Source organism: Aeromonas sp. QDB20 (assembly GCF_027707805.1).
GTDB lineage: Bacteria > Pseudomonadota > Gammaproteobacteria > Enterobacterales > Aeromonadaceae > Aeromonas > Aeromonas dhakensis.
Window position 1 is genome coordinate 67250 of the sequence record NZ_JAPCJC010000008.1, and the last position, 13580, is coordinate 80829.

Here is a 13580-nt window from a genome sequence, read left to right on the forward strand (position 1 = left end):
CTGCGGGGGCGCTGGCTGGCCGCCGACCCCCTATCCCCTTGTTTATTAGCGTTTGCCGGCTTGTGCGGGTGAGTGATGACTCGCATTTTTGTCGCGCCCGATGGGCTGGCGACAGTTTGAGCGCTTGCCGATTGGGGTGGGCATTGGTAAAGTTAGCCGGTTTTCTGCACCTCCAAATTCTTAGGATTTCCCGTAGCCATGTTCAAAAAGCTCAGAGGCGTCTTTTCCAACGATCTGTCGATCGACTTGGGAACTGCCAACACCCTGATCTATGTAAAAGATCAAGGGATCGTCCTTAACGAACCCTCAGTTGTCGCCATTCGCCAAGAGCGCGGGAACGCCAAATCGGTCGCTGCTGTCGGTCATGCCGCCAAGCAGATGCTGGGTCGTACCCCGGGTAACATCTCCGCCATTCGCCCGATGAAAGACGGCGTGATCGCCGACTTCTACGTGACCGAGAAGATGCTGCAGCACTTCATCAAGCAGGTTCACGACAACAACTATTTTCGCCCCAGCCCGCGTGTGCTGGTGTGCGTACCGTGCGGCTCCACCCAGGTGGAACGTCGTGCCATCAAGGAATCCGCTCTGGGCGCCGGCGCCCGCGAGGTTTACCTGATCGATGAACCCATGGCTGCCGCCATCGGTGCCGGCCTGCCGGTCTCCGAAGCGACCGGCTCCATGGTGGTGGACATCGGTGGTGGTACCACCGAAGTGGCCATCATCTCCCTGAACGGTGTGGTTTACTCCCAGTCCGTCCGCATCGGCGGCGACAAGTTCGACGAAGCCATCATCAGCTACGTGCGCCGCAACTACGGCAGCCTGATCGGGGAAGCCACCGCCGAGCGCATCAAGCACGAGATCGGCTCCGCCTATCCGGGCGAAGAGGTGCGCGAGATCGAAGTCCGTGGTCGCAACCTGGCCGAAGGTGTGCCGCGCAGCTTCACCCTGAATTCCAACGAGATCCTGGAAGCGCTGCAAGAGCCGCTGTCCGGCATCGTCTCCGCCGTGATGGTAGCGCTGGAGCAGTCTCCGCCCGAGCTGGCTTCCGACATCTCCGAGCGCGGCATGGTGCTGACCGGTGGTGGTGCCCTGCTCAAAGATATCGACCGTCTGCTGATGGAAGAGACCGGCATCCCTGTGGTGGTGGCCGAAGATCCGCTGACTTGCGTGGCCCGTGGCGGCGGCAAGGCGCTGGAGCTGATCGATATGCACGGTGGCGATCTGTTCCACTACGAATAAGACCCAAAGCCGGCCAGCGTGCCGGCTCTTTTTTGACGACCCATGAAACCCATTTTTGGTAGAGGCCCTTCGCTTCAGTTACGGTTGTTTCTCGCCGTCATCATCTCCATTGCTGCCATCGTAGCGGACTCTCGCTTCGGTGTGTTCAGCCACGTCCGCGTCTACCTCAGCTCACTCGTCAGCCCGCTGCAATACATGGCCAATGCGCCAGGCACCCTGCTCGACACCATGTCGACTCAGGTGCAGACCCGGGCCGGCCTCATCGAGCAGACCAAGCAGCAGGAACAACAGCTGTTCACCCTGCGCTCGCGCCTGCTCAAGATGGATCATCTGGAGCACGAGAACCAGCGTCTGCGCGAGCTGCTCGGTTCGCCGGTGCACAAGGAGTCCCGCAAGATGGTGGCCGAGCTGCTGTCGGTGGATTCCGACCCCTTCAGCCATCAGGTGCTGATCAACAAGGGGGCGCTGGACGGTGTCTACAACGGCCAGCCGGTGATCAACGATCAGGGGGTGATAGGTCAGGTGCTGCACGTGGGTTCCACCACCAGCCGCGTCCTGCTCATCACCGACTCCAGCCACGGCATCCCGGTGCGGGTGCTGCGCAACGACTTGCGTGCCATTGCCTCCGGCAGCGGCGAGCTCGACAAGCTGGAGCTGCGCAACCTGCCGCGCAACACCGACGTGCAAGTCGGTGATCTGCTGGTCACCTCGGGCCTCGGCGGCCGCTTCCCGGAAGGGTATCCGGTGGCGACCGTGACCCGCTCCGACTACGTGGAGGGCAAGCCCTTCGCCCAGGTCGAGGCCAAACCGCTGGTAGCGCTGGACCGCCTGCGCTATCTGCTGCTGCTGTGGACCGACAAGAAACCGGAAGTGCATGACGATGAAGAGGCCCCGGCTACCGCGCCGGCGCCTTCTGCTGCGGGAGCGACGCGCTGATGTTACAACCCGCCAGCGGCAGGATCTGGATCTGGATCTCGATCCTGCTGGCCTTGAGCCTGTCGATCCTGCCGCTTCCTTTCCAACTCGAACCCTTCCGGCCTGACTGGCTCGCCATGGTGCTCATCTACTGGGCACTGGCGTTGCCGCACCGGACCAACGTCGGCACCGCCTGGGTGGCTGGCCTGCTGCTGGACGTGCTGCTCGGCAGCACCCTCGGCGTGCGGGCCATGGCGATGGCCATCACCACCTACCTGGCGGCGTTCCAGTTCCAGAAGATCCGTAACTTCTCCCTCTGGCAACAGGCGCTGATCATCGGCTGCCTCTCGCTGGTGGGCAAGGTGACCATCTTCTGGGCCGAGCACCTGTTCAGCCGGGCCAGCCTCAATTTCGCCTACTTCTGGTCGACCCTGAGTACCATGCTAATATGGCCCTGGGTTTTCTTGGTCTTGCGCAAGGTGCGCCGGCGCTTCAATATCAAGTGAATGTGAGTAAAAACAACTAATTGTAACCGTACCTCATCTCATCAAGCGATTATGAACAAGCACAACGAACTGCAACTCTATCTCGCCTCGGGCTCACCCCGCCGCCACGAACTGCTGACCCAGCTGGGTTACCGTTTCGAAGTCCTCAAGCTGGATGTGCCGGAACAGCGGGAAGAGGGTGAAAAGCCCCAGGATTACGTGTGTCGGCTGGCCCGCGACAAGGCGATGGCCGGCGTGGCCGCCGCGCCCACGGCGCTGCCGGTACTGGGGGCCGACACCATAGTGGTGCTGGGTGACCGGGTGCTGGAGAAGCCCTCCGATCTGCTCGATGCCAAAGACATGCTGGAGGCGCTCTCCGGCAAGGTGCATCAGGTCATGACGGCGGTGGCGCTGGCCACCCCGGAGCGCTGCGACGTGCGACTGGTCACCACCAACGTGGCCTTTCGCAAGCTGGACGAGGCCGAGATCGAGGCTTACTGGCGTACCGGTGAGCCGTGCGACAAGGCCGGCGCCTATGCTATCCAGGGCATCGCCGGCAAGTTCGTCAGCCGCATCGAGGGGAGCTACAGCGCCGTGGTCGGCCTGCCCCTGCTGGAAACGGATCTGCTGATCAAGCATCATCTGGAACAGGTTCGCTAATCCCGTCGCCGCCGTGGTCAGCGCCGCCCGCCTCGCTGGCCGGCATGGCATTCGAACAGGGCGGCCAGAATTTGAAGCCATCACAGGCAAGGCATAGGTCGGTGACAACCGCCGGCTGTTTCTTACTGCGTTACTCACCGGTTGCGCGCCGGTTTGGCTGCCAGAATTTAAAACTAGAAAGGCAAGGTAACTTATGTCGGTAGAACTGCTGGTAAACGTCACCCCCTCCGAAACCCGGGTCGCCCTGGTCGAAAACGGTCTGCTGCAGGAAGTGCACGTGGAGCGTCAGGCCAAGCGCGGCATCGTCGGCAACATCTACAAGGGCAAGATCAGCCGGGTGCTGCCCGGCATGCAGGCGGCCTTCGTCGACATCGGCATGGACAAGGCCGCCTTCCTGCACGCCTCCGACATCGTCCCCCACACCGAGTGCGTGGCGGTGAAGGAGAAGGAGCAGTTCCAGGCCGGCAACATCGCCGAGCTGGTGCGCCAGGGGCAGGACATCATGGTGCAGGTGGTGAAAGATCCGCTAGGCACCAAGGGGGCCCGCCTCACCACCGACATCACCTTGCCGTCCCGCTATCTGGTGTTCATGCCGGGCAGCGCCCACGTCGGCGTTTCCCAGCGCATCGAATCCGAGGCGGAGCGCGAGCGCCTCAAGCGCACCGTGGCCGGCTATGTGGACGAGCTGGGTGGCTACATCATCCGCACCGCCGCCGAAGGGGTGGGCGAGCAGGAGCTGGAGCAGGATGCCGCCTTCCTCAAACGCCTGTGGCGCAAGATCCTGGAGCGCAAGCAGAAGTACCCCCCCTGCAAGATCCTCTACGAGGATCCCAGCCTGGCCTTTCGGGTGGTGCGCGACTTCGTCGGTGCCGAGCTCGACAAGATCCGGGTGGACTCGCGCCAGAGCTTCGATCAGCTCAAGCGCTTCACCGAGGAGTACGTGCCTGAGCTGGCCGGCAAGCTGGAGTACTACTCCGGCGAATCCCCCATCTTCGATCTCTACGACGTGGAGAACGAGATCCAGCGCGCACTGGAGCGCAAGGTGGAGCTCAAATCCGGCGGCTACCTCATCATCGACCAGACCGAGGCCATGACCACGGTGGACATCAACACCGGGGCCTTCGTCGGCCATCGCAACCTGGAAGAGACCATCTTCAACACCAACGTCGAGGCGACGGCGGCCATCGCCCGCCACCTGCGCCTGCGCAACCTCGGCGGCATCATCATCATCGACTTCATCGACATGCAGTCCGAGGATCACCGCCGCCGGGTCTTGCACAGCCTGGAGCAGGCGCTGTCGAAGGACAGAGCCAAGACCAACGTCAACGGCTTCTCCCAGCTCGGCCTGGTGGAGATGACCCGCAAGCGTACCCGCGAGAGCCTGGAGCATGTGCTCTGCTCCGAGTGCCCCGAGTGCAAGGGGCGCGGCCGGGTCAAGACGGTGGAGTCGGTCTGCTTCGAGATCCTGCGGGAGATCATCCGGGTCAACCGGGCCTACGACGCGGATCAGTTCACCGTCTATGCCGCCCCGGCGGTGGCCGACTATCTGCGGGGCGAGGAGTCCCACAGCCTGGCCGAACTGGAAGTGTTCATCGGCAAGCAGGTCAGGGTGGTGAGCGAGCCCCTCTGCGGGCAGGAGCAGTTCGACGTGGTGATGATGTAATTGGTCTATCGCTGGCTGAGTCGGGGCTGGTTGGCCCTCGGGGTCTTCTTCGTGCTGCTGGCCATCCTGGTCAGTCTGGTGCGCGTTGGCGGCCCCTTGCTCAATCAGCACAGACAGGCGCTGCTCGATACCCTGCTGGCCGACAGCAAGCTGGAGGCCAGCGTCGATCGCATCGGGCTGGACTGGACCCAGCGCGGCCCGGCCCTCGAGCTGCAGCAGCTGGTGATCGCGCCGAATTCGGGCCGCTTCGCCCTGCGCCTTGGCAAGGTGTGGGCCCACCTCGACTTCTGGCGCTCCCTCAACGAACTCAAGCCGGTATTCGGCCAGCTGATCCTGAGCGATGGCGACATAGCGCTGGATTTGAGTCAGCCTGCGGAGCCGGAAACCGGCGACGGCAGCGACCAGCAACAGGCGTTGCTGCGCTTTCTGCTGACCCAGCTCTCCACCTTCGATATTCACGACACCCGCCTCAGCCTCACCACGGCGCTGGGGGAGGTGCGGGCCCTCGACATCGCCCAGCTGCGCTGGCAGAACCGCGGCAAGCGCCACCAGGGGGTCGGCAAGGCTTACCTCATCAACGGGGTGGGCGAGAGCACCCTCGATCTCATCGTCGATGTGGATGCCCCCCAGGTGCGGCTCGACCGGCTCAAGGGCCAGCTCTATCTGGGGGCCCGTCAGCTCGATATCAGCCCCATGCTGGCGCGCACCCATGCAGGGGAGCCCAAGGTGAGCGGCCAGCTCGACTTCCAGCTCTGGAGCGAGTTCAAGGCCGGTCAGCTGGGGGATTCGCTGCTGGCGTTTGGCGACAACTACCTGATATGGCAGGATGAAAAAAAACAGGGTGACCTGCACCGGCTCGGGCTGCAGGGGGGCAAGATCCAGCTGCGCCGGGACGGCAAGGAGTGGCAGTTTGCCAGCCACGACGTCACCTTCAAGCTCGACGGCAAGCCCTGGCTGCACAGCCGGTTGCAGCTCGAGCGAGTCGGCGATCGCATCCAGGGTTATGTGCCGGCCATCGATCTGGACCAGATCGCCAACCTGAGCCAGCTGGTATCGGGGATCTATCCCGAGCTGACCGAGACCCTCAAACGCACCCGCCCGACCGGCAAGATAGAGGATCTGATCCTGCAGGCGGATGCCGGCTGGCAGGGGCTCTCCGTCAGCGGCCAGCTCTCCCACATCAGGGTCAACGCCTGGCGCGACGTGCCCGGCGTGCGCGACCTCAACGGTGAGTTCTGGCTCACCCCGACCGGCGGCAGCGCCCGGCTGCAACTGGCAAACGATGCCATAGATCCGGCCCGCCACTTCAAGGAGCCGATCCCCGTCGATCGCTTCTCGGCGCGGCTCGACTGGTGGCAGGTACCGCAGGGCTGGGTGCTCTATGGCCAGGATCTGGTGCTGGACAACCCGGATTTGAGCCTCGCCAGCCGCTTTCGGCTCGAGCTGTTCGAACACCCCTTCCTCGCCCTGACCGGCAGCATCGACGTCAAAAATGCGGCCAACGCCGACCGTTACTATCCGCTGCAGGTGATGGACAAGAGTCTGGTGGACTACCTGAGCGGGGCCATCAAGGGGGGCAAGGCCAAGGGGGCTGACCTGCTCTGGTATGGCGAGTTCCGCGACTTCCCCTATAGCAAGGGCGAGGGCATCTTCCAGGTGGCGGTGCCGCTCAAGCAGGCCTCCTACGAATTCTTCCCCGGTTGGCAACCGCTTACCGACCTGCAGATCGATCTGCTGTTCCAGAACGCCAGCCTCGACATGAACAGCCGCGCCACCCGGCTCGGCAAGGCCAGCTCCGACTCGGTGCATGCCTGGATCCCGGATCTCTACCCGGGGGCCCACCTCTACGTGGATGCCAAGGTGGAGGGCGAGGGCAAGGCCATCAGCGACTACCTGCAGGACTCGCCGCTCGGCGGCTCGGTCGGTCAGGCGCTGCGGGAGGTGGAGATCCGCGGCCCCATGAAGGGCTCGGTCAAGCTGGATATTCCGCTGGATGGCGAGAGCGAGGTCAAGGCCAGCGGCGATGCCCTGTTCAGCAACAACAAGGTGCGGATCACCAGCCTGGATCTGCCGCTGGAGCAGGTGCAGGGGCGGCTCGAGTATGACAACGAGCAGACCCGTTTCAGCAACCTCAAGGCGAGCCTGTGGAACCAGCCGCTCACCCTCGACTATCAGGGCCGCCAGCAGCCCAATCGCTATCAGGTCGATCTCAAGTTCAAGGGGCAGTGGGACAGCCGTCGCCAGCGTCAGGACATCCCGGCGCTGGCCATCCTCAAGGGGCGCAGCAACTGGGCCGGCAGCCTGGGGCTGACCCTGCCAAACGATCAGCCGTTCAGCTTCCAGCTGGCGCTCGACTCCAACCTGCAGGGCATGGGACTGGATCTGCCTGCACCGCTCGCCAAGGCGGCCGACAGCCGGCTGCCGCTCAAGGTGACCGCCCGCGGCCGCGACGGCAGTGCCGACATCCGCGCCGTGCTGGGGGCCGACGTCGACATGCAGAGCCGGCTGGTGTACGGCGACGGCGTGCCCTACCTCAGCCGGGTGCGGGTGGACGTGGGTCAGCCCGGTGCCCGGGTGCTGCGCGACCGGCCCATGCTGCTCGCCATCAACCAGCAGCAGGCCGACGTGGCCGGCTGGCTGGCCCGTCTCAAGCAGTGGCTGCCAGCCGGCACGGCGCCGAGCGGCAATGCGGTGGTGGGTCCCTCTTTCTTGCCGCAGGAGTGGTGGGTGGACGGCCAGCTGGCCCGTGCCGACATCGGCAGCGCCAACCTCAAGGCGGTGCACTTCACCGTGGGACCGGTCAATCAGGCCACCGAGGTGATGATCGACAGCCCGGACGTGATGGGGGTGGTGCGCCTGCCGGTCTCCGATCGCCAGCCCATCGATGCCAAGTTCGCCCGCATCTACTGGTCCGGCAAGAGTTCGGATCTGAGCCCGGATCCCGATGCCAGACAGGACAAGGCCATCATGGATGCCATCCCCTGGCTCACCTTCAGCTGCGTGGATTGCCGCTTCGGTGAATTGCCGCTGGGGGAGGTGAAAGGGGAACTTGTCCCGGGGGCCGACAAGCTGAGCCTCAAGGGGCTGGAGATGCGGCTGGCGGGCAGTCAGCTGAGCGGCAGCGCCGAGTGGCTGGCCGGGGCGGACGGCATGCAGACCCGTGCCCGCGCCCACATCAGCAGCAACAACAGCGAGCTGCTGCTCAAGCGGCTCGGCTACACCTCGCCCATCGGCGATGCGCCCGGCAAGATGGCGCTGGACTTGAGCTGGCGCGATGTGCCCTACCGGCCCAACGTGCCGACCCTAGCCGGCAAGGTCGACTACCAGCTGGAAGGGGGCACCCTGCGCGAGGTCAATGACAAGGGGGCACGACTACTCTCCCTGCTCAGCCTCGACTCATTGCTGCGCAAGCTGCGCCTCGATTTTCGCGACGTGTTCGACAAGGGCTTCTACTTCGAGTCCATGTCGGCCTCCGCCAGGATCAAGCAGGGGGTGGTGGAGAACGACGACTTCTACATGAAGGGGGCGGCCGGCAACCTGCGCGGCGAGGGAATCGCCGATCTGGTACGCTGGCGGCTCGACTACGAGCTGAGCTTCTCGCCGAATCTGGGCGGCACCCTGCCGGTGGTGGCGGCCTTCTCGCTGACCCCCATCACCGGCCTCTACGTGCTGGCCCTCTCCAAACTGCTGGAGCCGGTGGTGGACGTGGTCACCCGCATCGATTTTCGGGTCTCAGGCCCGCTCGATGATCCCAAACTGATCGAGGCGGGGCGCAACCGGGCCCGCATCAAGCTCAACCAGCAGCAGAAGGAGGCGGTCGACGCCGTGGCCCCCAACCTGCCGGCGCAGGAGGTGACCCCCTTCCTGCTCAGCCCCAAGCACGCCGGCCCCGCCCAGCGCTGAGCGGACGGCCCGGCACCATCACAAGGAGTGAGTCATGATCCGACATATCCTGCTGATCGCCTTCAAGCCGGGCACCCTGCCCGAGCAGACAGACGCGGTGCGCGCCGCCTTTCTCGCCATTCCCCATCAGGTCAGCGGCGTGCTGGCGGTGGAGTGGGGGCGGGACGACAGCCCGGAGGGGCGGGCCGAGGGCTTCACCCACAGCGTGCTGATGACCTTTGCCGACGAGGCGGCCCGCCAGCGTTATCTGCCCCACCCGGATCACTATGTCCTCAAGGCCATCTTCCGCCCGGTGCTGGAACGTATCATAGTGCTGGATTACACCTTGCAGGCCGGCGATGCGGTCACGCTAGGGTCGCAGTCATGATGGACGAGGCTCGTTGGGCCAAGATTCCGCCGCTTCAGTTCGCACTGCTGCAGGCAGTGGTGGAACATGGCAAAGCCCATCCCGCCATTGCTGCCGGGGTGGTGGTTGGCTCGCTTGCCAAGGGCACGGCTGACCGGGTATCCGATGTCGATGTATTGCTGCTGGCCGAACCGGGCTTTCATCAGCATGGGGAAGAACTGGTACGTTCCATCGTGGGCGAACGTGCGGTGTTCCACTGCTGGCAAGGAAGACATGAAGATGTCTGTTCCTACTGGCGTTATATCTTCCTGGATATGTCCAGCATCGAGATCCATATCCTTGATCGCGATGCCGGTTTTCCGCTTGCCAAGCCTTACTTGCCTCTTTTTGATAAAGCCCATTCGCTATCGGCACTGGAGGTCGCGGGGCCTGCTCCCAGCCATTGGGATTTCCCTGCCTACATGGGAGACGGTGATGGTCTGGTGTGGGAGCTGTTCGACTGCCTCAAATGGGCGGAACGGGGCGAACGGGGATTAGTCAGGCATCATCTGCGTAAACTGTTGGCAGAGATGGATAAAGACCCGAATATTGTGGATCGCGAGTAACGTGGACAAGGAGAGAACCATGTGGTTAGCCGCAATACAGCTGGTATCAGGCCGTCACTGGCAGGATAACCGGGAGCAGATCGCCGCCGAGCTGGCCCTGTTGCCCAAGGAGCGGCCGCTGCTGGTGCTGCTGCCGGAGAATTTCGCCCTGTTTGGCGAGCGGCAGGGCTATCTGGACGGGGCCGAGACCATAGGTTCAGATCTGGGCGGAGCAGCGCCGATCCAGCAGCAGCTGGCCGAATGGGCCCGTGACTACGGTATCTGGCTGGTGGCGGGGGCCATGCCGACCACCATCGCCGGTTCCGACCATATCCACACCAGTACCCTGGTGTTCGACCCCAGCGGCGAGCGCAAGGGCCACTACCACAAGATCCACCTGTTCGACGTGGACGTGGCGGACAATCACGGCCGCTATCGGGAGTCGGAGACCTTCAGCCCCGGCGAGGAGCCTGTGCTGGTGGACTCCCCGTTTGGTCCCCTCGGCCTCTCTATCTGTTATGATCTGCGCTTTCCCGAGCTGTACCGCCGGCTGGCCCGCGCCGGCGCCCGCGTGCTGCTGGTGCCTGCCGCCTTCACCGCCGTGACCGGCGAGGCGCACTGGGAGCCCCTGCTGCGGGCCCGCGCCATCGAGAACCAGTGCTACGTGGTGGCCGCCAATCAGGGCGGCACCCACGAGACGGGGCGCCAGACCTGGGGCCACAGCATGGTGATCGACCCCTGGGGCAGGGTGCTGGCCAGCCTGGACAGCGGGCGCGGCACCGTGCTGGCGCCGCTGGATACTGGTCTTATGGACGAACTGCAACGCACCATGCCGGTGCTGGGTCATGCCCGTCTGCTATGAACATGTGCAGGTTCGATTCGCCCTGTGGTGGGGGAGTCGGACGCTTGCAAACCCGATGGTGGGTTGGACGTCCACTGACGTTTCGCCAAGCGAACCCAGGGTCGGGGATTTAACCGTTACGACATCTCGCATCGAGAGTGGAGAGAAAGATTGAGTCTATTGAGCCAGGTTAGTGCTTCCCTGTTGGCCCCGAACGATCTCGACGAAGGGCGCCTGCAGCAGCTGCTCGGCAGCCTGATGAGCCATCAGGTGGAGTTCGGCGACCTCTATTTCCAGCGCAGCTGGCACGAGTCCTGGATGCTGGAGGACGGCATCGTCAAGGATGGCAGCTACAACATCGATCAGGGGGTGGGGGTACGCGCCGTCAGCGGCGAGAAGACCGGCTTCGCCTACTCGGACGAGCTGAGCCTGCTAGCGCTGCAACAGTCGGTGACCGCCGCCCGTGGCATCGCGGCCGCCGGTACGCAGGGCAAGGTGAAGGCGTGGGCCAGAACCTCGGCAAACCTGCTCTACCCGGCGCTGGATCCGCTGCAGACCCTCGACAAGCAGCAGAAGATCGCCCTGCTGGAGCAGATGGACAAGTTCGCCAGAAGCCTGGATCCCGCCATCAATCAGGTGATGGCCTCCATCAGCGGTGTCTATGAAGAGGTGCTGGTGGCCGCCACCGATGGCACCCTGGCCGCCGACGTGCGCCCCCTGGTGCGCCTCTCGGTGACCGTCATCGCCGAAAAGGGCGAGCGTCGCGAACGCGGCAGTGCCGGTGGCGGTGGCCGCTTCGGCTACGACTATTTCCTCGAACTGGACGGGCTGGAGAGCCGGGCGTTTGGCTATGTGCGCGAGGCGGTGCGCCAGGCGCTGGTCAACCTCGATGCCATCGATGCGCCGGCCGGCACCATGCCGGTGGTGCTCGGTGCCGGCTGGCCCGGCGTGCTGCTGCACGAGGCGGTGGGCCACGGTCTGGAGGGGGATTTCAACCGCAAGGGTTCCTCTGCCTTTGCCGGCCGCATCGGTGAGCAGGTGGCCTCCAAACACTGCACCATCGTCGATGACGGCACCCTGCCGGGTCGGCGCGGCTCCGTCTCCATCGACGACGAGGGGACACCGGGCGGCTACAACGTGCTGATCGAGAACGGCATTCTCAAGGGCTATCTGCAGGACAAGCAGAACGCCCGTCTAATGGGCGTGCCGCTCACCGGCAACGGGCGCCGCGAATCCTACGCCGCCCTGCCGATGCCGCGTATGACCAACACCTACATGCTGGCGGGTCAGTACGATCCGGCCGAGATCATCGCCTCGGTGAAGAAGGGCATTTACGCCCCCAACTTCGGCGGCGGTCAGGTGGATATCACCTCCGGCAAGTTCGTCTTCTCCGCCTCCGAGGCCTACCTCATCGAGGATGGCAAGATCACCGCGCCCATCAAGGGGGCGACCCTGATCGGCAACGGCCCCGAGGCGATGAGCCAGGTTTCCATGGTGGGCAAGGATCTCGCGCTGGATCGCGGGGTCGGGGTCTGTGGCAAGGAGGGGCAGAGTGTGCCGGTCGGTGTCGGCCAGCCCACCCTCAAGCTGGATCAGCTCACCGTGGGCGGCACCCAGTAAGGGCAGTGAGCGGTACTCCCGTGATCGTCAAACCCCGGCCAGGTGCCGGGGTTTTGCTATCAGGGGTCATGGGAAACAAAAAGCCCCGGCAAGGGCCGGGGCTGCAGATGCGAAGCTCGGTCAGTTGACTGAAATGGCGCGGGCGTCGATGAAGAAGCGCGCGTTGCCTTGTTGGTCGACCCTGATCTGGGCAACCAGACGATCGCTCTGTTTGTACTCCCACCGGCTCTTGATCCGGGTCAGAGCGGGGCTGGCGGCACCGACCACGTTCAGATATTCATGAAACAGGCTGTAGCTTCCAATCTCGGTCAGCATCTTTTCCATTTGCACATCTCCTGAAGTGAGTGGGTGTCCATCCACAAACCTACCAAGCACACTCTGAATCGAATCTGTATAAAAAACAAACTAACTCATTTGTGTGTCAGCAACATGATCAGGCGCAAGATCAGAGCCGATTTTTGCGCATTTATGACACCGTTTTCAGTCAGGGCTGGCGCGGATCCTGCAATTGATCAAGGGTGCCGGATACGTGTGGCAACGCGGGTGCCATTTGTACCGCCGGCGCACTGTGGAACACCGGATCCTGCGCCACCTCCTTGATGCCGTTGATGCAGAACTGCATACCCATGCAGACCAGCAAGAAGCCCATGATCCGGGTCATGGCGTCGATGCCGGTGGCGCCCAGGATCTTGCAGACCGGATCCGCCAGCTTGAGCACGCCCCAGCTGAGCAGGCTCATCAGGGCGAAGGCGGTGACCATGGCGGCATAGATGGTGAAGCGGTTGTATTCGTCCGGCAGCTCGGCGATCTGGGCGGCGCCGCTGATCACCAGCGCCATGGTACCCGGCCCGCACATGCTGGGCATGGTGAGCGGCACGAAGGCGATGCTCTGGTTGATGTCGACTCCGTCCGCCTGGCTGGGGGCCGGGAACAGCATGCGAAAGCCGATGAAGGCAATGATGAGACCGCCGGCCAGGCGCAGGCCGGGAATGGAGATCCCGAACAGATCCAGGATGGAGGAGCCGATGAAGAAGCTGACACAGAGGGTGGCAAACAGATAGATGGCGGCCAGGTTGATCTGGCGGCGCACGTGTTCGCGCGACATCCCCTTGCTCAGCCCCAGCAGCAGGGTGGCCGTGGTGGGCGGGTTGACCATGGGCAGCAGCGCCAGCAAGGCGAGAAATACGACCTGAAAGAACATCATGAACCTCGAATGACTGGGGGGCGGAGTAGTCCCGGGCCGTCGAGGGGCCCGAGAGGGAGGCTATCTTATGTCGGCCGACCTGAACACAGGCGGTATGAAAAAAGCCCCGCACTGGGCGGG

The 13580-nt window shown here is 63.9% G+C and carries 12 protein-coding genes; 10 read left to right on the forward strand and 2 right to left on the reverse strand.

All coding sequences use genetic code 11. The annotated features are described in order from the left end of the window. Positions 1-198: 198 nt before the first annotated feature. The 10 genes from PG897_RS12090 to tldD all read left to right on the forward strand — a co-directional run bounded on the left by PG897_RS12090 (position 199) and on the right by tldD (position 12256). Positions 199-1239 (forward strand): rod shape-determining protein, encoded by a 1041-nt coding sequence (locus PG897_RS12090; protein WP_005308111.1) that lies wholly within the window; start codon positions 199-201, stop codon positions 1237-1239. Between the two features lie 42 nt (positions 1240-1281). After that, positions 1282-2175 (forward strand): rod shape-determining protein MreC, encoded by an 894-nt coding sequence (mreC, locus tag PG897_RS12095; protein ID WP_005308113.1) that lies wholly within the window; start codon positions 1282-1284, stop codon positions 2173-2175. Then, on the forward strand, positions 2175-2660 hold the full coding sequence (mreD, locus tag PG897_RS12100; protein ID WP_005308115.1) for a rod shape-determining protein MreD: 486 nt from the start codon (positions 2175-2177) through the stop codon (positions 2658-2660). Before mreC ends, mreD begins: the two co-directional genes overlap by 1 nt. 51 nt (positions 2661-2711) lie before the next feature. After that, the gene (locus tag PG897_RS12105) at positions 2712-3299 is read left to right on the forward strand and encodes a Maf family protein (RefSeq protein WP_010635366.1); all 588 of its coding nucleotides are present in this window, start codon (positions 2712-2714) and stop codon (positions 3297-3299) included. Positions 3300-3492: 193 nt separating this feature from the next. Next, positions 3493-4962, forward strand: a complete 1470-nt coding sequence (gene rng, locus PG897_RS12110; protein ID WP_005308119.1) for a ribonuclease G — start codon at positions 3493-3495, stop codon at positions 4960-4962. Continuing rightward, on the forward strand, positions 4963-8865 hold the full coding sequence (locus tag PG897_RS12115; protein ID WP_201882120.1) for a YhdP family protein: 3903 nt from the start codon (positions 4963-4965) through the stop codon (positions 8863-8865). A gap of 34 nt (positions 8866-8899) precedes the next feature. Further along, positions 8900-9232 (forward strand): Dabb family protein, encoded by a 333-nt coding sequence (locus tag PG897_RS12120; protein WP_201882118.1) that lies wholly within the window; start codon positions 8900-8902, stop codon positions 9230-9232. Next, positions 9229-9816: a nucleotidyltransferase domain-containing protein gene (locus PG897_RS12125; protein WP_201882116.1), complete on the forward strand. Its 588-nt coding sequence runs from the start codon at positions 9229-9231 to the stop codon at positions 9814-9816. Before PG897_RS12120 ends, PG897_RS12125 begins: the two co-directional genes overlap by 4 nt. A gap of 19 nt (positions 9817-9835) precedes the next feature. Then, positions 9836-10657 (forward strand): carbon-nitrogen hydrolase family protein, encoded by an 822-nt coding sequence (locus tag PG897_RS12130; RefSeq protein WP_201882114.1) that lies wholly within the window; start codon positions 9836-9838, stop codon positions 10655-10657. Positions 10658-10807: 150 nt separating this feature from the next. Then, positions 10808-12256 (forward strand): metalloprotease TldD, encoded by a 1449-nt coding sequence (gene tldD / locus PG897_RS12135; protein WP_201882112.1) that lies wholly within the window; start codon positions 10808-10810, stop codon positions 12254-12256. Between the two features lie 120 nt (positions 12257-12376). On the opposite strand, the gene PG897_RS12140 is transcribed toward tldD, so the two are convergent. Beyond that, complete coding sequence (locus tag PG897_RS12140) at positions 12377-12580, reverse strand: hypothetical protein (protein ID WP_005308127.1); 204 nt, start codon at positions 12578-12580, stop codon at positions 12377-12379. A gap of 160 nt (positions 12581-12740) precedes the next feature. Next, entirely contained in the window at positions 12741-13457 is a 717-nt protein-coding gene (locus tag PG897_RS12145) for a MarC family NAAT transporter (protein ID WP_201882111.1), read from the reverse strand. Between the last annotated feature and the right edge of the window lie 123 nt (positions 13458-13580).

Bases quoted from the DNA above. Each gene is read 5' to 3' on its own strand.
- rng (WP_005308119.1), top strand. From the start codon at position 3,493: ATGTCGGTAGAACTGCTGGTAAACGTCACCCCCTCCGAAACCCGGGTC.
- PG897_RS12090 (WP_005308111.1), top strand. From the start codon at position 199: ATGTTCAAAAAGCTCAGAGGCGTCTTTTCCAACGATCTGTCGATCGAC.
- PG897_RS12130 (WP_201882114.1), top strand. From the start codon at position 9,836: ATGTGGTTAGCCGCAATACAGCTGGTATCAGGCCGTCACTGGCAGGAT.
- mreD (WP_005308115.1), top strand. From the start codon at position 2,175: ATGTTACAACCCGCCAGCGGCAGGATCTGGATCTGGATCTCGATCCTG.
- PG897_RS12120 (WP_201882118.1), top strand. From the start codon at position 8,900: ATGATCCGACATATCCTGCTGATCGCCTTCAAGCCGGGCACCCTGCCC.
- PG897_RS12140 (WP_005308127.1), bottom strand. From the start codon at position 12,580: ATGGAAAAGATGCTGACCGAGATTGGAAGCTACAGCCTGTTTCATGAA.
- mreC (WP_005308113.1), top strand. From the start codon at position 1,282: ATGAAACCCATTTTTGGTAGAGGCCCTTCGCTTCAGTTACGGTTGTTT.
- PG897_RS12105 (WP_010635366.1), top strand. From the start codon at position 2,712: ATGAACAAGCACAACGAACTGCAACTCTATCTCGCCTCGGGCTCACCC.
- PG897_RS12125 (WP_201882116.1), top strand. From the start codon at position 9,229: ATGATGGACGAGGCTCGTTGGGCCAAGATTCCGCCGCTTCAGTTCGCA.
- PG897_RS12145 (WP_201882111.1), bottom strand. From the start codon at position 13,457: ATGTTCTTTCAGGTCGTATTTCTCGCCTTGCTGGCGCTGCTGCCCATG.